This window comes from Xanthomonas sp. PPL134 (assembly GCF_040595915.1).
In the GTDB taxonomy this organism is placed as follows: domain Bacteria; phylum Pseudomonadota; class Gammaproteobacteria; order Xanthomonadales; family Xanthomonadaceae; genus Xanthomonas_A; species Xanthomonas_A indica.
On the sequence record NZ_JAMDLL010000001.1, the window covers coordinates 1,188,161 to 1,208,374 of the forward strand.

Consider the following 20,214-nt stretch of genomic DNA (forward strand, 5'->3'; position numbering starts at 1 on the left):
TGTCCTGATGAGTGCTTCCCTGGCAGCACCGGCCCGCGACCGGCTGCGTATCGCGATCCAGAAGAGTGGCCGCTTGGCCGAGCCGGCCCGTGCGGTGCTGGCCGCCTGCGGGCTGAGCTGGCGCGAGAGCCGCGACAAGCTGTTCTGCTACGGCGAATCGTTGCCGGTGGACCTGCTGCTGGTGCGCGACGACGATATCCCCGGCCTGATCGCCGATGGCGTGTGCGACTTCGGCATCGTCGGCCGCAACGAACTCGACGAGCAGGCCGGCGAGCGCCGCCGCAATGGCCTGCCGGAGGCGTATCGCGCCCTGCGTGGGCTGAACTTCGGGCAATGCCGGCTGATGCTGGCGGTGCCGGAGAGCTGGGAGTGGAGTGGCCCGCAACAAGTGCAGGGGCTGCGGATCGCCACCAGTTACCCGTCGGTGCTGGCCGACTGGCTGGACGCGCGCGGCATCGCCGCGCAGGTGGTGGAGTTGTCCGGTTCGGTGGAGATCGCGCCGCGCCTGGGCACCGCCGACCTGATCTGCGATCTGGTCTCCAGCGGCGCCACCCTGGCCGCCAACCAGCTCAAGCCGGTGGAGACGCTGCTGGAGAGCGAGGCGGTGCTGGCCGGTCCGGTGCGCGAACCGGCCGACGCCCGCGCCGGCCTGGCGGCGATGCTGCTGCGCCGGCTCGACGGCGTGCTCAAGTTGCGCGACAGCAAGCTGCTGATGTTCCGCGCCGCGCGCGAGCGGGTCGCCGACCTGGCGCGGCTGCTGCCGGATGCCGAACCGCTGGTGCAACTGCCCGGCGACGCCGATGGCCCACTGCAGTTGCAGACCATGTGCCACGGGGCGATCACCTGGCAGCGCATGGAGGAACTGGAGCGCGCGGGCGCGCAGGGGTTGATGGTCTTGACGGTGGAGCGGTCGCTGGCATGAATCGATTGGAGTGGAGCGCGCTCGACGCGCAGGAGCGCACCCAGGCGCTGACCCGGCCGGTGCAGCGCGTCGCCGACCAGACCCGCAGCGCCGTGGCGCAGGTGCTGGATGCGGTGCGCAGCCGCGGCGACAGCGCGCTGCGCGAACTCACCGCGCGCTTCGACGGCGTGGTGCTGGATACCTTCGAAGTGAGCGCCGAGGAGTTCGCCGCCGCCGAGGCCGCGGTGCCGGCGCCGCTGCGCGCGGCGATGGCCGAGGCGGCGGCGCGGATCGACACGTTCCACCGCGCCGGCATGGCGCAGCCGTACGCGGTCGAGACCGCGCCGGGCGTGGTCTGCGAGCGCGTGGTACGGCCGATCGGCCGGGTCGGCCTGTACGTGCCGGCCGGCAGCGCACCGCTGCCGTCCACCGCGCTGATGCTGTGCGTGCCGGCGGCGCTGGCCGGCTGTCGCGAAGTGGTGCTGTGCACGCCGCCGCGTGCCGACGGCTCGGCCGATCCGGCGGTGCTGGTCGCGGCGGCCCTGTGCGGGGTGGACCGGGTGTTCAAGCTCGGCGGCGCCCAGGCGATCGCGGCGATGGGCTACGGCACCGAGAGCGTGCCGTCCTGCGACAAGCTGTTCGGTCCCGGCAACAGCTACGTCACCGAGGCCAAGCAACAGGTGGCGCAGGCCGGCGCGGCGGCGATCGACATGCTGGCCGGTCCGTCCGAGGTGCTGGTGATCGCCGATGCCGGCGCCGATGCCGCCTTCGTCGCCGCCGATCTGCTGTCGCAGGCCGAGCACGGCCCGGATTCGCAGGTGCTGCTGCTGTCCGACAGCGCCGCATTGATCGAGGCGGTGGAGAACGAACTGGAGCGGCAGCTGGCGACGCTGCCGCGCGCGGCGATCGCCCGGCAGGCGCTGGCCGCGTCGCGGCTGATCCGCGTCGACACGCTGGACGATGCCTTTGCGATCAGCAACCGCTATGCGCCGGAACACCTGATCCTGGCGTTGCGTGCCCCGCGCGACTGGCTGCCGCGCGTCGAGGCCGCCGGCTCGGTCTTCCTCGGCGACTACACCCCCGAGGCGCTGGGCGACTACTGCAGCGGCACCAACCATGTGCTGCCCACCAGCGGCGCCGCGCGTGCCTACAGCGGCGTGAGCGTGGCCAGCTTCCAGAATTTCGTCAGCGTGCAGAGCGCCAGTGCCGCCGGCATTGCCACGATCGGCGGCTGTGCGGTGCTGATGGCGCGCGCCGAGGGCCTGGATGCGCACGCCAACGCGGTGGCGCTGCGCATGGAGAAGGCGGCATGAGCGCGGCCTCCGACGCACGCGCGGTGCTGGCGCTGGTCCGCCCGGACCTGCGCGACTTCGCCGGGTATTCGTCCGCGCGCAGCAGCGCGCTGCAGGGCGAGGTCTGGCTCAACGCCAACGAATCGGCCTGGGCCAACGCCGCCGACGGCGAGGCCGGCAATCGCCGCTACCCGGATCCGCAACCGCCGGCGCTGCGCGCCGCCCTGGCCGCGCTGTACGCCTGTGCTCCGGAGCAACTGCTGCTCGGCCGCGGCAGCGACGAGGCCATCGATCTGCTGCTGCGTGCCCTGTGCGAGCCGGGCCGCGACGCCATCGTCATCACCCCGCCGGTGTTCGGCATGTACGCGGTGTGCGCGCGGCTGCAGAATGCACGCGTGGTCGAGGTGCCGCTGCGCGATACGACCGACGGCCTGCTCACCGACGTGGACGCGGTGGTGGACGCCGCGCTGAGCCAGATGGCCAAGCTGGTGTTCCTGTGTTCGCCGGGCAACCCCGGCGGCGCGGCGATCGCGCTGGCCGACATCGCCCGCGCCGCCGAGCGCCTGCAGGGCCGTGCGGTGCTGGTGGTCGACGAGGCCTATGGCGAGTTTTCCGACGAAGCCTCGGCCACGACCTTGCTGGCGCGTCACGCCAATCTGGCGGTGCTGCGCACGCTGTCCAAGGCGCACGCGCTGGCCGCGGCGCGGATCGGTTGCGTGATCGCCGATCCGGCGCTGATCGCGGTGTTGCGCCGCTGCCAGGCGCCGTATCCGATTCCGGCACCGTGCACCCAGCTGGCCCTGGCCGCGCTGCAGCCCGAACCGCTGCGGCAGACCGCGGCGCGGGTGCAGGAGGTGCGCGCCGAGCGTGCGCGCATGCAGGCGGCGTTGGCGGCGTTGCCGGGCGTGCGCCAGGTGTATCCGTCGCAGGGCAATTTCCTGCTGCTGCGCTTCGACGACGCCGAGGGCGCGTTCCAGGCGCTGCTGGCGGCCGGGGTGGTGGTGCGCGACCAGCGCGCCGCGCCGGGCCTGGGCGATGCGCTGCGCATCACCCTGGGGACGCCGGCGCAGAACCAGCGCGTGCTCGGTGCCTTGCAGGCGTGGAGGGCGGCGGCATGACCCCGATCCTGTTCGTGGACCGCGACGGCACCCTGATCGAGGAGCCGGCCGATTTCCAGATCGACGCCTACGAGAAGCTGCGCTTCGTGCAGGGCGTGATCCCGGCCATGCTCAAGCTGCGCGACGCCGGCTACCAGTTCGTCATCGTCACCAACCAGGACGGCCTCGGCAGCGAGGCCTATCCGCAGGCCGCCTTCGACGGTCCCAACGACCTGATGCTGCAGATCTTCGCCAGCCAGGGCATCGTGTTCCGCGAGGTGCTGGTCGATCGCAGCTGGCCGGCCGACAATGCGCCCACGCGCAAGCCTGGCATCGGCCTGATGCTGCCGTACCTGCAGGACCGCAGCATCGACTGGGCGCGTTCGGCCATGGTCGGCGACCGCGCCACCGACATCCAGTTCGCCGAGAACCTGCGCATCCGCGGCTTCCAGTTGCGCACCGCGCAGTTCGGTGGCGAATGGGATTGGGCCGGCATCGCTCACGAGCTGGCCGATGCACCGCGGCGTGCGCGGGTGCAGCGCGACACCAAGGAAACCCGCATCGCGGTGGAACTCGACCTGGACCTGGCGCGCGACCCGCACTGCGCCACCGGCCTGCCGTTCTTCGACCACATGCTCGAGCAGATCGGCAAGCACGGTGGTTTCGCGCTGGACGTGCGTGCCGAGGGCGACCTGCACATCGACGAACACCACACCATCGAGGACACCGGCCTGGCCTTGGGGCAGGCGCTGCGCCAGGCACTGGGCGACAAGCGCGGCATCGGCCGCTACGGCTTCACCCTGCCGATGGACGAGACCCTGGCCAGTGCCGCGCTGGACTTCAGCGGGCGCCCGTACTTCGTGTTCGAAGGCGAGTTCAAGCGCGAGCGGGTCGGCGACATGCCCACCGAGCTGGTGCCGCACTTCTTCCGCTCGCTGTGCGACGCCGCCGGGCTGAACCTGCACCTGAGCGTGCGCGGCGACAACGACCACCACAAGGTCGAGGCCTGCTTCAAGGCGCTGGCGCGCGCCCTGCGCCAGGCGCTGCGCCGCGAGGGTGCGGCGCTGCCCTCGACCAAGGGGGTGCTGTGATGCGCGCGGGTGTCGCAGGGAGCGTGCGATGAGCGATGTCGCCCTGATCGATGCCGGCGGCGCCAACCTCGGTTCGGTGCGCTACGCGCTCGAGCGCCTCGGCGTGGAAGCCCGGCTGGTGCGCGACGCCGCCGGGCTGCAAGGCGCGGACCGGGTGATCTTGCCGGGTGTCGGCGCCGCGCCGCACGCGATGGCGCGGCTACGCGAGCAAGGTCTGATCGAGCCATTGCGCGCGCTACAGGTGCCGCTGATCGGCATCTGCCTGGGCATGCAGTTGCTGTTCGAGTGCTCGGAAGAAGGCGATGTCGACTGCCTGGGCCTGCTGACCGGCGTGGTCCGGCGCATGCCGCCGGCGCTGGGCATCCGCGTGCCGCACATGGGCTGGAACCGGCTGCTGCCGCTGCGGCCGTCGTCGCTGCTGGCAGGCGTCCCCGACGGCGCCAGCGCCTACTTCGTGCATGGCTATGCCGCGCCGGTCACCGCCGACACCGTCGCCGCCTGCGACCATGGCGGCCTGTTCACCGCGGTGGTGCAGCACGGCCGCCGCTGCGGCGCGCAGTTCCATCCCGAGCGCTCGGCCGACACTGGCGCGCGCATCCTGCGCAACTTCCTCGAGACCGATTTCCCATGAGCTTCGTCGTCTATCCCGCCCTGGACATCCGCGACGGCCGCGTGGTGCGGCTGGCGCAGGGCGACTACGCCCGCGAGACCCACTACGGCGACGATCCGCTGCGCCGCGCCCAGGCCTTCGCCGAGGCCGGCGCGCAGTGGATGCACCTGGTCGACCTGGATGCGGCCCGCGCCGGCGGCTACACCCTGGCGCCGCTGCTGCAGCGGATCCGCAGCGAGACCGGCCTGCAGGTGCAGACCGGCGGCGGCGTGCGCTCGCACGCGGACGTGCAGCGCCTGCTCGATGCCGGTGCCAGCCGCGTGGTGATCGGCTCGCTGGCGGTGCGCGACCGCGAGTCGGTCCTGGAGTGGCTGCGCGAGTTCGGCCCCGAGCGCATCACCGTGGCGCTGGACAGCCGCCAGGACACGCACGGCGTCTGGCGTCTGCCGGTGCACGGCTGGACCGAGACCTCGTCGCTGAGCCTGGATGCGCTGGCCGGCGAATACGCCGCGGCCGGGCTGGTCCATCTGCTGTGCACCGACATCGCCCGCGACGGCATGCTGTCGGGGCCGAACCTGGCGCTGTATGCGCACCTGCGCCAGCTCGCGCCGACGTTGGCGGTGCAGGCCTCGGGCGGTATCCGCGACGCCGCCGACGTGCGCGGTGCGCGCGAGGCCGGCTGTGCCGGCGCGGTGCTCGGCAAGGCGCTGCTGGAAGGGCGGCTGCGGCTGGACGAGGCGCTGGCATGCTGAGCCGACGCATCATCCCGTGCCTGGACGTGCGCGAGGGGCGCGTGGTCAAGGGCGTCAAGTTCCGCGACCACGTGGACATGGGCGACATCGCCGAGCTGGCGCTGCGCTACCGCGACCAGGGCGCCGACGAACTGGTGTTCTACGACATCGGCGCCAGCCCGGAAGGGCGCTCGGTGGACTACGCCTGGGTCGAGAAAGTGGCGCGGTTGCTGGACATCCCGTTCTGCGTGGCCGGCGGCATCCGCGACGTCGCCACCGCGCGCGCGGTGCTGCACGCCGGCGCCGACAAGATCTCGATCAATTCGCCGGCGCTGGAGCGGCCGGCGCTGATCGCCGAGCTGGCCGAGGCCTTCGGCGTGCAGTGCGTGGTGGTCGGCATCGATTCGATCCGCGAGGACGACGGCCAGTGGCGCGTACGCCGCTTCACCGGCGATCCCAGCAAGACCCAGGCGCTGCGCGTGCGCACCCTGGACTGGGTGGTGGAGGCGCAGCGCCTGGGCGCCGGCGAGATCGTGCTCAACTGCATGGACAGCGACGGCGTGCGCCGCGGCTACGACATCGCCCAACTGCACGAGGTGCGCGCCCTGTGCAAGGTGCCGCTGGTGGCCTCCGGCGGCGCTGGAGAGATGCAGCACTTCGCCGATGTGTTCGAGCGTGCCGACGTGGACGGCGCGCTGGCCGCCAGCGTCTTCCACAGCGGCGCCATTCCCATTCCCGAACTCAAGCGCTTCCTGCGCCAACGACAGATCGAGGTGCGCGATGGCGCATGAACACTCCCACGAGGCGGACGTCGCCGACGCGGCGCTGGACTGGGGCAAGGGCGACGGCCTGTTGCCGGTGGTGGTACAGGACGCCGCCACCCTGCGCGTGCTGATGCTGGGCTACATGAACCAGGAGGCGCTGGCGGCCACGCGCCGCAGCGGCCAGGTCACCTTCTACAGCCGCAGCAAGCAGCGGCTGTGGACCAAGGGCGAGAGTTCCGGCCATGTCCTGGACGTGGTGGCGATCGACACCGATTGCGATCGCGACACCTTGCTGGTGCTGGCGCATCCGCGCGGGCCGACCTGCCACCTCGGCCGCGACAGCTGCTTCCCGTACGCGCCAGGCCAGTTCCTGGGCGCGCTGGATCGCCTGGTCGCGCAGCGCGAACGCGAGCGGCCGGCGGGCAGCTACACCACGCAGCTGTTCGAGAAAGGCACGCGGCGCATCGCGCAGAAGGTGGGCGAGGAGGGCGTGGAGACCGCGCTGGCCGGCGTCGCCCAGGGCGACGACGAACTGCTCGGCGAATCCGCCGATCTGCTCTATCACCTGACCGTGCTGCTGCGCGCGCGCGGCCTGGGCCTGGCCGACGCGGTGGCGGTGCTGGAGGCGCGGCACCGCTGAGCCGGTCCGGCGCGGTCATCGCCGCGTCGGCGTCCCTGGCTACAATCGGGGGCCCTCGGCCTCCCCGGATGTTCCGCATGCTGCGTCCCGTCGTCCTCGCCTGCCTGTTGGCTGCGGCCGCCCCCGCCGTGGCGCAGACCGCCACGATCAGCGGCAGCGTTTACCAGGAACGCGACAATGCCCCGGGCCGCGGCCCGGGCGATGCCGGCATCGCCGGCGTGCAGGTGTCCGACGGCGTGCACATCGTCCGCACCGACGCGCAGGGCCGCTACCGCCTGCAGGTGGAGCCCGGCCGCACCGTGTTCGTGATCAAGCCGGACGGTTACAGTTTCGCCAGCGCCGGCAACGGCCTGCCGGACTACTGGCGGCACTACGCGCCGGCCGGCTCGCCCACGCTCAAGTACCCGGGCATCGCCCCGACCAGCGGCGCCACCGATCACTGGGACTTCGCGTTGCGCGCGCAATCCAAGGCCGACAGCACCGAGGTGCTGGTGTTCGCCGATACCCAGACCGCGTCGATGACCGACGTGGGCTACTACGCCCGCGACATCGTCGCGCCCTTGCGCGGCAAGACCCATGCGCGCATCGGCACCACCCTGGGCGACGTGGTCAGCGACGACCTGTCGCTGTATCCGGCGCTGAATGCGGAAACCGCCAAGCTCGGCGTGCCATGGTTCCACGTGCCGGGCAACCACGACCTCAACTTCGACGCGGCCAACGATGTCGACTCGCTGTCGAGCTGGCGTGCGGTCTACGGCCCCGACACCTACGCGGTGGAAGAGGGTGGTGCCAGCTTCGTGTTCCTGGACGACGTGGTCTACCAGCCGACGCAACAGCCCAAGTACATCGGCGGCCTGCGCGCGGACCAGTTCGCCTTCCTGCAGGCCTACCTGGCCAGCGTGCCCAAGGACCGTTTGGTGGTGCTGGGCATGCACATCCCGCTGTTCGACGCGGCGCCCGGCAAGGAAACCTTCCGGCATGCCGATCGGGCGCGGCTGTTCGCGCTGCTGCAGGCGTTCCCGCACGTGCTGGTGCTCAGCGGCCACAGCCACACCCAGCGTCACTACGATCATGGTGCCGACGAGGGCTGGCACGGCGCGCAGCCGCTGCACGAATACAACGTCGGCGCGGCCTGCGGCGCGTTCTGGTCCGGGGTCAAGGATGCCGACGGCATCCCCGCCGCGACCATGGCCGACGGCACCCCGAACGGCTATGCGCTGCTGACCGTGCGCCGCGATGGCGGCTATGCGTTGGCCTACCACGCCGCGCGCGCCGCCGAGGACACGCAGATCGGCCTGCATGCGCCGAAGGTGTTGCGCCGCGGTGCCTATCCGGCCTGGGGCGTATACGCGAACGTGTACATGGGCGAGAACGACAGCCGCGTCGAGTACCGCGTGGACGACGGCGCCTGGAAGCCGATGCAGCGCGTCGAACAGCCCGACCCGACGCTGCTGGCCGAGAACGCGCGCGACGATGCCGCCGACGCGCTGCGCGGCTACGACCGCTCGCCCGAAGCGATTCCTTCGCAGCACCTGTGGCGTGGCGCCTTGCCGACCGACCTGAGCGTGGGCGCGCACCGCATCGATGTGCGTGCGTTCGACCGCTGGCGCGGCGAGCAGCGCGCCAGCGGCAGCTACCGCTTGCAGGACGCCAGCCCGTGATGGGACGGCGGCTGTAGGCCGTGATCGGCAGACAAGCGCGCAGCGGTGCTGCGTGCTCGATCACCGTGACTGCCGCGACAGGGTTTCAGGCGGTCATGTGCTCCAGGCGTCGGGACTGAAGTCCCTCCCACAGTGGGCCGATCAGCATCTCGCAACGTTTGCCTGCTGTAGGAGCGGCTTCAGCCGCGACGAGCGAAGCGACGATGCCAGCCGGTGTCGTCCGCGCTGGGCACAACGGGAATCTCTCGCCGGCGGTGCATTCTGTGGGGGTGTCGCAGCCCGCCTGCCGCCATCGCGACGCACCTGTAGGAGCGGCTTCAGCCGCGACAAGCGTGATGAGCGGGACGCGCCCGGCCAAGCCGCGGCCAGCGCGCTCGTGCCACGCCCAATCCCAGAAACAAAAAAACCTCCACGAAGGAGGCCGACGAAGCGAGGTGATCCTGGCTGGCGAGCGGAGGCTGGCGGGCGGTTGGATCGGAGCGCAGCTGGCTGGCGAACACGGGCTGGCTTGCTGCGGGAGGGATTCTAGCGATCCCGTGCGCGCCGCGATCGAACGCGAATCACTCTCATCTTTTCGGCGCGCTGGACCTGTGAGGGCTGGCGCGGCCGAGACCCGCACCGGCCGGCAAACGCGAGGTATCCGCACGCACCGTCGCCTGCAGGCGCCCCCGCGTCCCGCGCGGTGGCGTCAACGTGCGGGCGTGGTCGCCGCGGGCGGTGCCGAGGCGTGCGCTGGCATCGGCGCGGCGGGCGCGGCCGCTGCGCTACGCTCGCCAGTCTGCTCGCCATCGGCCGCACCCGCCGCGTCCTCCGCATCGGGTTCCGGATACGGATAGGCGGGCGCGGCGACGTTCGGCAGCTGCGCGCGCCAGTGCTGCAGCCATGTGCCGATACGTGCACCGACGTACAGTTGCGGATACGACGGCGCTTCGCCCTCGGCCTGTTCGCGTGCGCTGATCTCGGCGCTGGCCAGGCGATAGCTTTCGACCATGTCGGTGGTGCGCGCCAGTGCGTCGATCAGCCAGGCGCGGCCGAAATAGGTGGCGCTGGCGGTGTTGCCGCAGCCGAACGAAGGGCGATCGCGGCGCGCGGCGGTGATGACCAGCGTGTCGGCGGTCTTCAGCGCCGGCACGAAGCCGCCGGAGTAGCAGGCCGAGATCACGATGATGCGGTTGCGGATGCCGGCGTCGTCGAGCAGGCGGCGCAGCTCCTGCGGGGTGATGGTGTCGTACTCGGCATCCTCGCCGGGGCCGAACTGCAGATACAGCTCGTGCTGCTCGGTGCCGTGGCTGGTCAGGAACAGCAGCAGCGCGTCCTCGCGCGGGTCCATCCGCTTGCCGATGCGGTCCAGGGTATCGGCCAGATTGTCGTAGGAGGCCTGCGGCGCGTAGGCGTGCGTGCCGAGATTGTCGCCGTGGTTGATCAGGGTGGCGATGCGCCCGGCGGCGCCGAAGCGCTGCGCGAACAACTGCCGCAGGTACAGCACTTCGTTGCGGAACACGTCCTCGCTGGCGTCGCCGGCGAAGCCGACCACGTACAGGTCGGGGATGCCCGGACGCTGCGGCTGCAGCGCGTCCAGCGCCTGGCGCAACTGCGCCTGGTCGACCGGATCCTGCGTTGCCTCGTCCTGCGCGGTGTCGGCCGCGCCGGCCGGCATGGCGCCGGCATCGGAATGGCAGGCCGGCAGCGCCAGTGCCAGCAGCGCGGCCGGCAGCAGCCGGCCGCGCAACACGGCGAGCGGGTGCCGCAACGCCGCCAGCGCGGCGATCGAGTCAGCGACGGGCCTGCGCATGCGCGGGCTCAGAAGCCCAGGTCGGCGAAGCTCTCCGCGCGGCGGTGGCCGTTGCAAGCCTCGCCCTGGCGCGGTTGCGGGTAATCCTCGCGGCGGTCGATCAGCACCGTGTCCAGGCCGGCGGCGCGGGCCGCATCCAGTTCGGCGACCACATCGGACAGGAACACGATCTGCGCCGGCGCCACCCCGATCGCCTCGGCGATGCGTGCGTAGCTGGGCTGCTCGCGCTTGCCGCCGATCTCGGTATCGAACCAGCCGGAGAACAGCCCGCGCAGGTCGCCGGCGTCGCTGTGGCCGAAGAACAGCTTCTGCGCCGGCACCGAGCCGGACGAGTACACGTACAGCGCACGGCCGTCGGCGTGCCAGCGGCGCAGCGCCGGCGCGGCATCGGGATAGATGTGCGCGGTGAAGTCGGCATCGCGGTAGCCGGCTTCCCAGATCATGCCCTGCAGCGCCTTCAGCGCGGTGTGCTTGCGATCCTGGTCGATCCAGCCCTGCAGGGTCTCCACGATCACCAAATCGGTGCAGATGCCGCCGCACTCGCTGGCGACCGCGTCCAGCCACTGCCGTACCTGCGGCTGCTGGCCGTGCTCGCGCACGAAGCCGGGCAGGGCGCGGCGCGCGTAGGGGAACAGCACGTCCTTGACGAAGGAGATGCTGCTGGTGGTGCCTTCGATGTCGGTGAGCACGACGCGCGGATCGGCCATCGCTCAGTGCGCCTCGCCGCGCAGCTTCGCCTCGTAGCGCGGGAAGCGCTGGGCGATGTCGGTGCCGGTGAAGTGGCCGACCCAGCCGTCCGGCTCGGTGAAGAAGCGGATCGCCACGAAGCGCGGCTCCGGCCCCATGTCGAACCAGTGGTGGGTGCCGTCGGGCACGGCGATCAGGTCGTTCTGCACGCACTCGATCTCGTAGACCTTGCCGTCCACGTGCAGGGTGAACAGGCCGGAACCGGCGACGAAGAAGCGGACCTCGTCTTCCTTGTGGAAGTGCTCGTCGAGGAACTTCTTGCGCATTTCCTCGCGCTGCGGGTTGTCCGGCGCGATGCTGACCACGTCCACGGTCTTGAAGCCGTTGGCGGCGACCAGACGATCGATGTCGGTCTTGTAGGCGGCCATGACCGCCTCCGGCGACGCGCCGGCCTCGATCGGCTGGTTGGCCTGCCAGCGCTCGAAGGTGACGCCGATCTTGCGCAGTTCGGCGGCGATCGCGTCGCCATCGCGGCTGTCGAACAGCGGCGCGTCGGGAGTGGTGTCGGCGAAGATGCGGAGTCGGCTCATGGCGGTGGGCGAAAGCGGCAGGGGGACGAAAAGGGTAGCAGGTGCGCAGCCGGCGGCCGTTGCGGCGCTGGAACGCTGTCGCGCTGCGGCGGATCAGCCGGCGGCGCGCAGCTTGCGCAGCTCCAGCTCGCAGTGCAGCAGGAACTCGAAGGCCTCCAGATGGCGGCGCGCCTCGGCCATGTCGCGGCCCCAGGCGTACAGGCCGTGGCCGTCGATCAGGTAGCCCCACAGCGGCGTGCGGTCGAGCAGGGCGTCGACCTGCGCCGCCAGCACGGTCATGTCCTGGGTGTTGGCGAACACCGGCAGGTCCACGGCGGTCTCGTGGGTCTGGTTGCCGTGCAGCGCCTTCAGCAACTCATAGCCTTCCAGGCGGATATGCCCCTGCGGCGCGTACAGGCGCGAAGCGATGGTCTGCACCGGGGAATGCGTGTGCAGAATGCAGCCGACCTCGGGGAAGCGCCGGTACAGCTGGGTGTGCAGCAGGGTCTCGGCGGAGGGGCGCAGCGGCCGGCCGACGGCCTGGCCGTCGAAGTCCACCACCATGATGTCGTCTTCGACCAGCCGGCCCTTGTCGCGACCGGAGACGGTGATCGCGGCATGCCGATCGTCCAGGCGGTGCGAGAAGTTGCTGCTGGTGGCGGGCGTCCAGCCGGCCTGCGAGAGTTCGCGGATGTTGTCGATCAGCAGGTGCGCCAGCGTGCGCAGGCGCTCGGAATCGTAGGGCAGTGCGTTCATACGCGTAGTGTAGGGCTTGGGGGTTGGATTGGGATGACAGGTGGCTGGATCCAAGCGCATCTGCTCATGCCGTACCCTCCCGCCAACCCGTCTCCAGACGGGTCATGAGCGGTCGGACCCTCACCCCAACCCCTCTCCCGGGGGGAGAGGGGCTCTAGCCTCTCCCTTCTCCCCTTGGGAGAAGGTGCCCCGCAGGGGCGGATGAGGGTCCGGGCGAAGCCTCATGTTGCCAGATGGGTGCAGCGCTTCGCGCGCCGTACCCTCACCCCAACCCCTCTCCCGGAGGGAGAGGGGCTTATAGCGCTCAGCCTTGGCTGCCGCGCAGGCGGCTGTGGCGGTAGCCGTAGCCGAAGTAGATCGCCAGGCCGATCGCCGTCCAGCCGGCCATCAGCATCCAGTTGTGCGCGGTCATCGCCGACAGCAGCGCCAGGCAGCTGAGCACGCCGGCGATGCAGATCGGCCAGGCGAACGGGATGCGGAACGGGCGCGGCAGATCCGGCTGGGTGCGGCGCAGGATCAGCACGCCGGCGCAGACCGCGGCGAAGGCGATCAGGGTGCCCATCGAGGTCAGTTCGCCGAGCACGTCCAGCGGGAACAGCGCCGCCAGCAGGGCGATGCCGATGCCGGTGATCACGGTGTTGATGTGCGGGGTGCGGTAGGTCGGGTGGATCTTGGTGAACACCGGCGGCAGCAGGCCGTCGCGGGCGATGATCATGAAGATGCGCGGCTGGCCGATGATCATCACCAGCACCACCGACGACAGGCCGATCAGCGCGCCGACCTCCACCACCACGCGCAGCCAGCCCAGTTGCGGATGCGCCGCGACCGCGGTCACCACCGGCTCGTCGGTGCCCAGTTGCGCGAACGGCACCAGCCCGGTCATCACCGCGGCCATGGCGATGTACAGCACGGTGCAGATCACCAGCGACAGGATCATGCCGATCGGCAGGTCGCGCTGCGGCCGGTGCGATTCCTGCGCCGCCACCGACACCGCCTCGAAGCCGATGTAGGCGAAGAACACCATCGCCGCGCCGCGCAGCACGCCGTCCAGGCCGTACTTGCCCGGGCCTTCGTTGGCGGGGATGAACGGATGCCAGTTGGCCGGGTCCACGTACTTCCAGCCGGCGGCGATGACCAGCACGATCAGGCCGCTCTTCAGCACCACCATCGCCATGTTCATCGCCGAGGACTTGCGGATGCCGACGTAGCACAGCCAGGTCAGCAGCAGCACGATGCCGGCCGCGGGCAGGTTGGCGATCGCGCCGGTGGGCTGCAGCTTGCCGTCCAGCGGCGCGTTGACCAGGGCCGCGGGCAGGTGGATGTTGAAGTGGTCGAGCAGGCTGAGGAAATAGCCGGTCCAGCTGACCGCTACCGCCGAGGCCGACACGCCGTACTCGAGCACCAGCATCCAGCCGATGAACCAGGCCGCCAGCTCGCCGAAGGTGGCGTAGGTGTAGGTGTAGGCGCTGCCGGAGACCGGCACCATCGCCGCGAACTCGGCGTAGGCCAGCGCGCAGAACGCGCAGCACACCGCGGCCAGCACGAACGAGAGCATGATCGCCGGCCCGGCGTGGTTGGCCGCGGCCTGCCCGGTGATGACGAAGATGCCGCCGCCGATCACCGCGCCGATGCCCAGCGCGGTCAGGCCCCAGGGGCCGAGCGCGCGTTGCAGGCCCAGCCCGCCGGCGTCCTCGTGGCTGGCGTGGGGGTGTTTGGTGGCCAAGAGTTGTTTGAGCATGGAGCGGTTCCAGCCGGGCGCGGCGCGCGAGGAAGAGGGGACGAACGCGAAGACCGGCGCGGGCGCCGGTCTTCGGGGGAGCGGATCAGGCCTTGGCAGCCAGGCGGCTGTTGCGGATGCCGTAGAAGAAGTAGATGCACAGGCCGATCAGGGTCCAGCCGACGAACACCTTCCAATGCTCCTGGAACGCCTGGAAGAACAGGCCCACGCAGAACAGCGCGCCCAGCGGGCACACCGCCCAGAACAGCGGCACCCGAAACGGACGCGGCAGATCGGGACGGGTGAAGCGCAGCACCATCACGCCGACGCAGACCGTGGCGAAGGCCAGCAGGGTGCCCATCGACACCAGTTCGCCGAGCACGTCCAGCGGGATCAGCCCGGCCAGCAGCGCGGCCAGCACGCCGACCACCACGGTGCCGACGTAGGGGGTGTGGAAGCGGCGGTGCACCTTGCCGAACAGCTTCGGCAGCAGGCCGTCGCGCGCCATGGTGTAGAAGATGCGCGGCTGCGCCATCAGCATCACCAGCACCACCGAGGACAGGCCGGCGATGGCGCCGATCTCGACGAAGGTCTTCAGCCAGGCCAGGTGCGGGTAGTGCTCCAGCGCGGTGGCCACCGGCTTGGCGGTACCGAGTTGGGTGTAGGGCAGCAGGCCGGTCAGCACCGCGCAGACGATGATGTAGATGATGGTGCAGATGGCCAGCGACACCAGGATGCCGATCGGCATGTTCTTCTGTGGGTCCTTGGTCTCGCCGGCCGAGGTGGAGACCGCATCGAAGCCGATGTAGGAGAAGAACACGATGGAGGCGGCGCGGAAGATGCCGCTCCAGCCGAACTCGCCCGGGCCGGTGTTTTCCGGGATGAACGGATGCCAGTTGTCCGGGTTGATGTAGAAGATGCCGACGCCGACGAACAGGCAGATCACCAGCACCTTGATCGCCACCACGATGGCGTTGACGAAGGCCGACTGGGTGACGCCGATGTAGCACAGCGTGCTGACCGCGGCCACGATCAGCACCGCCGGCAGGTTGACGATGTTGCCCGAGGCCACAAACGCATGGCCGGTCCAGGTCAGCGGCGCGCTGGCCAGTTCCGCGGGGAAGGGCAGGCCGAGGGTGCCGGTGACGAAGCTGATCAGGTAGGCCGACCAGCCGACCGCGACGCTGGAGCCGGCGAACAGGTATTCCAGCACCAGGCACCAGCCGATGAACCAGGCCACGCCTTCGCCGAGCGTGGCGTAGGAATACGAGTAGGCGCTGCCGGAGACCGGCAGCATCGCCGCGAACTCGGCGTAGCACAGGCCGGCGAAGGCGCAGGCCAGGCCGGCGAACACGAACGACAGCATCACCGCGGGGCCGGCATGATTGGCCGCGGCCTGGCCGGTGAGCACGAAGATGCCGGCGCCGATCACCGCGCCGATGCCGAGCAGGATCAGGTGTCTGGCGGTGAGGGTGCGTTTGAGGGTGGCTTCGCCCTCCAGACTGCCTTCGAACGGTTCGCCGGCATCGACGTGACCGGCGGGTTCGATCGGCTTGACCCTCAGCAGAGACTTGAGCATTCGGTGCATCCCCAGGTGGCGGTACGGGGCAAGCGGCCCCGGCAATGGCGAAGCGCCGAGCCCACAGCGGGCGACGCAAGCGTCGTACCATGCCAAAGCCGGCCGGCCGCCACAAGCCGCGCCGCACCGTGGACGGCGATAATGGCCGCCCCCGAACGCGAGAACGCCGATGCCGGAGTCGTCCCTACGCCAGCAGTTGCAGGCCCATGCCCGGCACAGCCCGGATCAGGCCGAGGTCGCCGCGCAGTTCCTGGCCTTGCTGGACGATGCCGCCGATCCGTTCGTGCGCGCACGCCTGGACGGCCATTTCACCGGCTCGGCCTGGCTGGTCAGCGCCGACGGTATGCGCACCTTGCTGACCCATCACCGCAAGCTGCAGCGCTGGCTGCAACTGGGCGGGCACGCCGACGGCGACCGCGATCTGGCGCGGGTGGCGTTGAAAGAGGCCGAGGAAGAGTCGGGGCTGCCTGGCCTGGCGCTGGAGGATGGCGCGATCTTCGACCTGGACCGGCACTGGATTCCCGCCCGCGGCGACGTGCCGGGGCACTGGCATTACGACGCACGCTACGTGGTCCGTGCGGGCGCCGACGAAGCCTTCGCGGTCAGCGAAGAATCGCTGGCCCTGGCCTGGCGCCGGATCGCGGACCTGATGGACGAAGCAGACCTGGATCCGTCGCTACAGCGCATGGCGCGCAAGTGGCTGCAACGATAAGCCCCTCTCCCCCCGGGAGAGGGGTTGGGGTGAGGGTGGGGCGCGCAGCGCACGCGGTGTTTCGACTGCACGAGGCTGCGCCCGTACCCTCATCCGCCCCTTCGGGGCACCTTCTCCCGGCGGGAGAAGGGAGAAGCCGGCTTCGGTCGGATGGCTGAGCCCCTCTCCCCCCGGGAGAGGGGTTGGTGTGAGGGTGGGGCGCGCAGCGCGGGCGATGTTTTGGTTGCACGAGGCTGCGCCCGTACCCTCATCCGCCCCTGCGGGGCACCTTCTCCCGGCGGGAGAAGGGAGAAGCCGGCTCCGGTCGGATGGCAGAGCCCCTCTCCCCCCGAGAGAGGGGTTGGGGTGAGGGTAGGGGCGGGCAGCGCGGGCGGTGTTTGGGTTGCACGAGGCTGCGCCCGTACCCTCATCCGCCCCTTCGGGGCACCTTCTCCCGGCGGGAGAAGGGAAAAGCCGGCTTCGGTCGGGTGGCAGAGCCCCTCTCCCCCTGGGAGAGGGGTTGGGGTGAGGGTGGGGCGGGCAGCGCGGGCGGTGTTTGGGCTGCATGAGGCTGCGCCCGGACCCTCGTCCGCCCCTGCGGGGCACCTTCTCCCGGCGGGAGAAGGGAGAAGCCGGCTGCGGTCGGATGGCTGAGCCCCTCTCCCCCCGGGAGAGGGGTTGGGGTGAGGGTACGGGCGCGCAGCGCACCCACGAATCCCCAATCCCCAATCCCCAATCCCCGCTAGTAAAGAATGCGCGTCCGCAACGTCCCGGCCACCTGCGCCAGTTCGTCCTTCAGCACCGCCGCCAGTTCCTCGCTGGCGTCGACGTCGATTACCACGTAGCCGACCTTGGGGTCGGTGCGCAGGAACTGGCCGTCGATGTTGACGTTGTGGCGCGAGAACAGTTCGTTGATCTGCGACAGCACACCCGGCACGTTGCGGTGGATGTGCAGCAGGCGCAGGCTCTCGGCGTGCTCGGGCAGGGTCACTTCGGGGAAGTTCACCGCCGACAGGGTGCTGCCGTTGTCGCTGTAGCGCACCAGCTTGGCCGCCACTTCCACACCGATGTTGTCCTGCGCCTCCAGCGTGCTGCCGCCGACGTGCGGGGTCAGGATCACGTTGTCGTGCGCGGCCAGCGGCGATTCGAATAGGTCGCCGTTGCCCTTGGGCTCGATCGGGAACACGTCCACTGCGGCGCCGCCGATGTGGCCGCTGCGCAGCGCCGCGTCCAGCGCGTCGATGTCGATCACGGTGCCGCGCGAGGCGTTGATCAGGTGTGCGCCCGGCTTCATCTGCGCCAGTTGCGCCGCGCCGATCATGTCGCGGGTGGCTGCGGTTTCCGGCACATGCAGGGTGACCACATCCGAGCGCGCCAGCAGGTCGTCCAGGTCGGTGGCGGTGCGGGCGTTGCCCAGCGACAGCTTGGTCTCGATGTCGTGGAAGATCACCTGCATGCCCAGCGACTCGGCCAGCACGCCGACCTGGGTGCCGATGTGGCCGTAGCCGACGATGCCCAGCACCTTGCCGCGGGTCTCGTGGCTGCCGGCGGCCGACTTCGACCAGCCGCCGCGGTGGCACTCGGCGTTCTTCTGCGGAATGCCGCGCAACAGCAGGATGGCCTCGGCGATCACCAGCTCGGCGACGCTGCGGGTATTGGAGTAGGGCGCATTGAACACCGGGATACCGGCCAGTTCGGCGGCGTCCAGGTCGACCTGGTTGGTGCCGATGCAGAAGCAGCCGACCGCGATCAGCCGCTTGGCGTGGGCCAGCACCTCGGCGCTGAGCTGCGTGCGCGAGCGGATGCCGACGATGTGCGCCTCGGCGATGCGCTGCTTGAGCTCGTCTTCCGGCAACGACTTGGCGTGCAGCTCGATCTGCGAGTAGCCGGCCGCGCGGAACACGTCGACGGCGGTCTGGCTGATGCCTTCGAGCAGCAGCACGCGGATATCCTGCTTCGGAAACGAGGTTTTCTTGGGCGACATTGCGGCGAGGGAGCGATGGCCAACGGGCCGGTCACTATGCCAGATGGCTCCGCGCTTTGGTGCGCCGCAATAGGATGCCGGGAAACCGTGGATGCAACGCCGGGGGACGGTTTCAGGTGCATCGATTGAGCTGGGCCGGCGTGGGAGTCGGGAGTGGGGATTGGGGATTCGCAAGAACGGCGGCGTCGACGCCGCAACTGGACGTTATTGCGCAACGCTGGCACGCTTGAACGATTGTCTACGCCTTGACCTCTCCGCCCATGACCGATCCGCGCCTGGATGCCCTGGCCCTCGCCGTTCCCGGCCTGCGCCTGAAGACCGATCCTGCCGACCTGGAGCACTACGGCCGCGACTGGACCCGGCGCTGGACCCCGGCGCCGCTGGCCATCGCGCTGCCGGCGACGGTGGAGGAGGTGCAGGCGGTGCTGCGCTGGGCCAACGAACACGCGGTGGCGGTGGTGCCGTCCGGCGGCCGCACCGGCCTGTCCGGTGGCGCCGTGGCCGCGCACGGCGAACTGGTGCTGAGCCTGGAGCGGATGAACAAGGCGCTGGCGTTCGACCCGGTCGACCGCACCCTCACCGTGCAGGCCGGCATGCCGCTGGAAGCGGTGCACAACGCCGCGCGCGAGCACGGTCTGCTGTATCCGGTGGACTTCGCCGCGCGTGGGTCGTGCTCGATCGGCGGCAACATCGCCACCAACGCCGGCGGCATCCGCGTGATCCGCTACGGCAACACCCGCGAGTGGATCGCCGGGCTGAAGGTGGTCACCGGCAGCGGCGAGTTGCTCGAGCTCAACCGTGGCTTGATCAAGAATTCCAGCGGCTACGATTTCCGCCAGTTGCTGATCGGCTCCGAAGGCACCCTGGGCATCGTGGTCGAGGCCACCCTGCGGCTCACCGATCCGCCGCCGCCGAGCAACGTGATGCTGCTGGCGCTGCCCTCGTTCGAGGTGCTGATGCAGGTGTTCGCCGCGTTCCGCAGCCGCCTGCAGCTGGAGGCGTTCGAGTTCTTCACCGACCGCGCACTGCAGCACGTGCTCGCGCATGGTGCGCAGGCGCCGTTCGATACCGTCTATCCGTACTACGTGGTCACCGAGTACGCCAGCGGCAACGAGGTGCAGGAGGCGGCGGCACTGGCCGCGTTCGAGGCCTGCATGGAGCAGGGCTGGGTGCTGGACGGGGTGATCAGCCAGAGCGAGGCGCAGGCCGCGCAGTTGTGGCGCCTGCGCGAAGGCATCACCGAGGCGGTAGCGCGCTACACGCCCTACAAGAACGACGTGTCGGTGCGGATCTCGGCGATGCCGGCGTTCCTGGCGCGCACCCAGGCGCTGCTCGGCGAGGCCTATCCACAGTTCGAGGTGGTGTGGTTCGGCCATATCGGCGACGGCAACCTGCACATCAACGTGCTCAAGCCCGACGCCACCGCGCCGGCCGAGTTCATCGCCGCCTGCGAGCAGGTCACCAAGCTGCTGGCGCAGGTGCTGGCCGAGCACGGCGGCAGCATTTCCGCCGAGCACGGCATCGGCCTGGTCAAGAAGCCGTACCTGGAGAGCACCCGCAGCGCCGAGGAGATCGCGCTGATGCGCGCGGTCAAGCGCATGTTCGATCCGGCCGGGTTGCTCAATCCGGGCAAGCTGTTCGATCCCTGAGCC

General features: G+C 70.4%; 18 protein-coding genes. 11 read left to right on the top strand and 7 right to left on the bottom strand.

Annotation, left to right across the window (positions count from 1 at the left end; genetic code table 11):
- Positions 1 to 7 precede the first annotated feature (7 nt).
- The 9 genes from hisG to M3U25_RS05190 all read left to right on the top strand — a co-directional run bounded on the left by hisG (position 8) and on the right by M3U25_RS05190 (position 8,787).
- A complete protein-coding gene (gene hisG, locus M3U25_RS05150) occupies positions 8 to 922 on the top strand; it encodes an ATP phosphoribosyltransferase (RefSeq protein ID WP_355499460.1) in 915 nt (304 codons plus the stop codon).
- A complete protein-coding gene (gene hisD, locus M3U25_RS05155; protein ID WP_355499457.1) occupies positions 919 to 2,214 on the top strand; it encodes a histidinol dehydrogenase in 1,296 nt (431 codons plus the stop codon). The genes hisG and hisD overlap by 4 nt, the downstream gene beginning before the upstream one ends.
- A complete protein-coding gene (gene hisC / locus M3U25_RS05160) occupies positions 2,211 to 3,311 on the top strand; it encodes a histidinol-phosphate transaminase (RefSeq protein ID WP_355499454.1) in 1,101 nt (366 codons plus the stop codon). Before hisD ends, hisC begins: the two co-directional genes overlap by 4 nt.
- Positions 3,308 to 4,381 (top strand): bifunctional histidinol-phosphatase/imidazoleglycerol-phosphate dehydratase HisB, encoded by a 1,074-nt coding sequence (hisB, locus tag M3U25_RS05165; RefSeq protein WP_355499451.1) that lies wholly within the window; start codon positions 3,308 to 3,310, stop codon positions 4,379 to 4,381. Before hisC ends, hisB begins: the two co-directional genes overlap by 4 nt.
- 28 nt (positions 4,382 to 4,409) lie before the next feature.
- Positions 4,410 to 5,012 carry an imidazole glycerol phosphate synthase subunit HisH gene (hisH, locus tag M3U25_RS05170; protein ID WP_355499448.1) on the top strand — a complete coding sequence of 201 codons (603 nt, stop codon included), beginning with the start codon at positions 4,410 to 4,412 and terminating at the stop codon, positions 5,010 to 5,012.
- Entirely contained in the window at positions 5,009 to 5,743 is a 735-nt protein-coding gene (hisA, locus tag M3U25_RS05175; protein WP_355499445.1) for a 1-(5-phosphoribosyl)-5-[(5-phosphoribosylamino)methylideneamino]imidazole-4-carboxamide isomerase, read from the top strand. The genes hisH and hisA overlap by 4 nt, the downstream gene beginning before the upstream one ends.
- Positions 5,737 to 6,513 (top strand): imidazole glycerol phosphate synthase subunit HisF, encoded by a 777-nt coding sequence (hisF, locus tag M3U25_RS05180; protein ID WP_209029142.1) that lies wholly within the window; start codon positions 5,737 to 5,739, stop codon positions 6,511 to 6,513. Before hisA ends, hisF begins: the two co-directional genes overlap by 7 nt.
- Positions 6,503 to 7,126: a bifunctional phosphoribosyl-AMP cyclohydrolase/phosphoribosyl-ATP diphosphatase HisIE gene (gene hisIE, locus M3U25_RS05185; protein ID WP_355499441.1), complete on the top strand. Its 624-nt coding sequence runs from the start codon at positions 6,503 to 6,505 to the stop codon at positions 7,124 to 7,126. Before hisF ends, hisIE begins: the two co-directional genes overlap by 11 nt.
- A 68-nt stretch (positions 7,127 to 7,194) precedes the next feature.
- Positions 7,195 to 8,787, top strand: coding sequence for a calcineurin-like phosphoesterase family protein (locus tag M3U25_RS05190; RefSeq protein WP_355499438.1), 1,593 nt, complete (start codon positions 7,195 to 7,197; stop codon positions 8,785 to 8,787).
- A 688-nt stretch (positions 8,788 to 9,475) separates the two neighbouring features.
- Here the strand turns inward: M3U25_RS05190 and M3U25_RS05195 are convergent.
- From M3U25_RS05195 to M3U25_RS05220, 6 genes are all read right to left on the bottom strand, one after another.
- Positions 9,476 to 10,579, bottom strand: a complete 1,104-nt coding sequence (locus M3U25_RS05195; RefSeq protein WP_355499435.1) for a C13 family peptidase — start codon at positions 10,577 to 10,579, stop codon at positions 9,476 to 9,478.
- Between the two features lie 8 nt (positions 10,580 to 10,587).
- On the bottom strand, positions 10,588 to 11,286 hold the full coding sequence (gene mtnC, locus M3U25_RS05200) for an acireductone synthase (RefSeq protein ID WP_355499432.1): 699 nt from the start codon (positions 11,284 to 11,286) through the stop codon (positions 10,588 to 10,590).
- 3 nt (positions 11,287 to 11,289) lie between these two features.
- Positions 11,290 to 11,856, bottom strand: a complete 567-nt coding sequence (locus tag M3U25_RS05205) for an acireductone dioxygenase (protein ID WP_160946631.1) — start codon at positions 11,854 to 11,856, stop codon at positions 11,290 to 11,292.
- A gap of 93 nt (positions 11,857 to 11,949) precedes the next feature.
- Complete coding sequence (locus M3U25_RS05210; RefSeq protein ID WP_017912143.1) at positions 11,950 to 12,591, bottom strand: methylthioribulose 1-phosphate dehydratase; 642 nt, start codon at positions 12,589 to 12,591, stop codon at positions 11,950 to 11,952.
- A 304-nt stretch (positions 12,592 to 12,895) separates the two neighbouring features.
- Positions 12,896 to 14,329 carry an amino acid permease gene (locus M3U25_RS05215; protein ID WP_242161261.1) on the bottom strand — a complete coding sequence of 478 codons (1,434 nt, stop codon included), beginning with the start codon at positions 14,327 to 14,329 and terminating at the stop codon, positions 12,896 to 12,898.
- A gap of 85 nt (positions 14,330 to 14,414) precedes the next feature.
- Entirely contained in the window at positions 14,415 to 15,887 is a 1,473-nt protein-coding gene (locus M3U25_RS05220) for an amino acid permease (protein ID WP_242161262.1), read from the bottom strand.
- A gap of 169 nt (positions 15,888 to 16,056) precedes the next feature.
- Here M3U25_RS05220 and M3U25_RS05225 point away from each other — a divergent pair, with 169 nt between their 5' ends.
- Positions 16,057 to 16,599 carry an NUDIX hydrolase gene (locus tag M3U25_RS05225; protein WP_355499426.1) on the top strand — a complete coding sequence of 181 codons (543 nt, stop codon included), beginning with the start codon at positions 16,057 to 16,059 and terminating at the stop codon, positions 16,597 to 16,599.
- 721 nt (positions 16,600 to 17,320) lie between these two features.
- Here the strand turns inward: M3U25_RS05225 and serA are convergent.
- The gene (gene serA / locus M3U25_RS05230; protein WP_184502437.1) at positions 17,321 to 18,562 is read right to left on the bottom strand and encodes a phosphoglycerate dehydrogenase; all 1,242 of its coding nucleotides are present in this window, start codon (positions 18,560 to 18,562) and stop codon (positions 17,321 to 17,323) included.
- Positions 18,563 to 18,822: 260 nt separating this feature from the next.
- On the opposite strand from serA, the gene M3U25_RS05235 reads away from it, so the two are divergent.
- Positions 18,823 to 20,211: an FAD-binding oxidoreductase gene (locus tag M3U25_RS05235; protein ID WP_355499884.1), complete on the top strand. Its 1,389-nt coding sequence runs from the start codon at positions 18,823 to 18,825 to the stop codon at positions 20,209 to 20,211.
- The last annotated feature ends 3 nt before the right edge of the window (positions 20,212 to 20,214 follow it).

What these genes read in the sequence shown, in the direction of transcription:
- hisG (WP_355499460.1), top strand. Translation starts at nt 8, where the DNA reads ATGAGTGCTTCCCTGGCAGCACCGGCCCGCGACCGGCTGCGTATCGCG.
- hisD (WP_355499457.1), top strand. Translation starts at nt 919, where the DNA reads ATGAATCGATTGGAGTGGAGCGCGCTCGACGCGCAGGAGCGCACCCAG.
- hisC (WP_355499454.1), top strand. Translation starts at nt 2,211, where the DNA reads ATGAGCGCGGCCTCCGACGCACGCGCGGTGCTGGCGCTGGTCCGCCCG.
- hisB (WP_355499451.1), top strand. Translation starts at nt 3,308, where the DNA reads ATGACCCCGATCCTGTTCGTGGACCGCGACGGCACCCTGATCGAGGAG.
- hisH (WP_355499448.1), top strand. Translation starts at nt 4,410, where the DNA reads ATGAGCGATGTCGCCCTGATCGATGCCGGCGGCGCCAACCTCGGTTCG.
- hisA (WP_355499445.1), top strand. Translation starts at nt 5,009, where the DNA reads ATGAGCTTCGTCGTCTATCCCGCCCTGGACATCCGCGACGGCCGCGTG.
- hisF (WP_209029142.1), top strand. Translation starts at nt 5,737, where the DNA reads ATGCTGAGCCGACGCATCATCCCGTGCCTGGACGTGCGCGAGGGGCGC.
- hisIE (WP_355499441.1), top strand. Translation starts at nt 6,503, where the DNA reads ATGGCGCATGAACACTCCCACGAGGCGGACGTCGCCGACGCGGCGCTG.
- M3U25_RS05190 (WP_355499438.1), top strand. Translation starts at nt 7,195, where the DNA reads ATGTTCCGCATGCTGCGTCCCGTCGTCCTCGCCTGCCTGTTGGCTGCG.
- M3U25_RS05195 (WP_355499435.1), bottom strand. Translation starts at nt 10,579, where the DNA reads ATGCGCAGGCCCGTCGCTGACTCGATCGCCGCGCTGGCGGCGTTGCGG.
- mtnC (WP_355499432.1), bottom strand. Translation starts at nt 11,286, where the DNA reads ATGGCCGATCCGCGCGTCGTGCTCACCGACATCGAAGGCACCACCAGC.
- M3U25_RS05205 (WP_160946631.1), bottom strand. Translation starts at nt 11,856, where the DNA reads ATGAGCCGACTCCGCATCTTCGCCGACACCACTCCCGACGCGCCGCTG.
- M3U25_RS05210 (WP_017912143.1), bottom strand. Translation starts at nt 12,591, where the DNA reads ATGAACGCACTGCCCTACGATTCCGAGCGCCTGCGCACGCTGGCGCAC.
- M3U25_RS05215 (WP_242161261.1), bottom strand. Translation starts at nt 14,329, where the DNA reads ATGCTCAAACAACTCTTGGCCACCAAACACCCCCACGCCAGCCACGAG.
- M3U25_RS05220 (WP_242161262.1), bottom strand. Translation starts at nt 15,887, where the DNA reads ATGCTCAAGTCTCTGCTGAGGGTCAAGCCGATCGAACCCGCCGGTCAC.
- M3U25_RS05225 (WP_355499426.1), top strand. Translation starts at nt 16,057, where the DNA reads ATGCCGGAGTCGTCCCTACGCCAGCAGTTGCAGGCCCATGCCCGGCAC.
- serA (WP_184502437.1), bottom strand. Translation starts at nt 18,562, where the DNA reads ATGTCGCCCAAGAAAACCTCGTTTCCGAAGCAGGATATCCGCGTGCTG.
- M3U25_RS05235 (WP_355499884.1), top strand. Translation starts at nt 18,823, where the DNA reads ATGACCGATCCGCGCCTGGATGCCCTGGCCCTCGCCGTTCCCGGCCTG.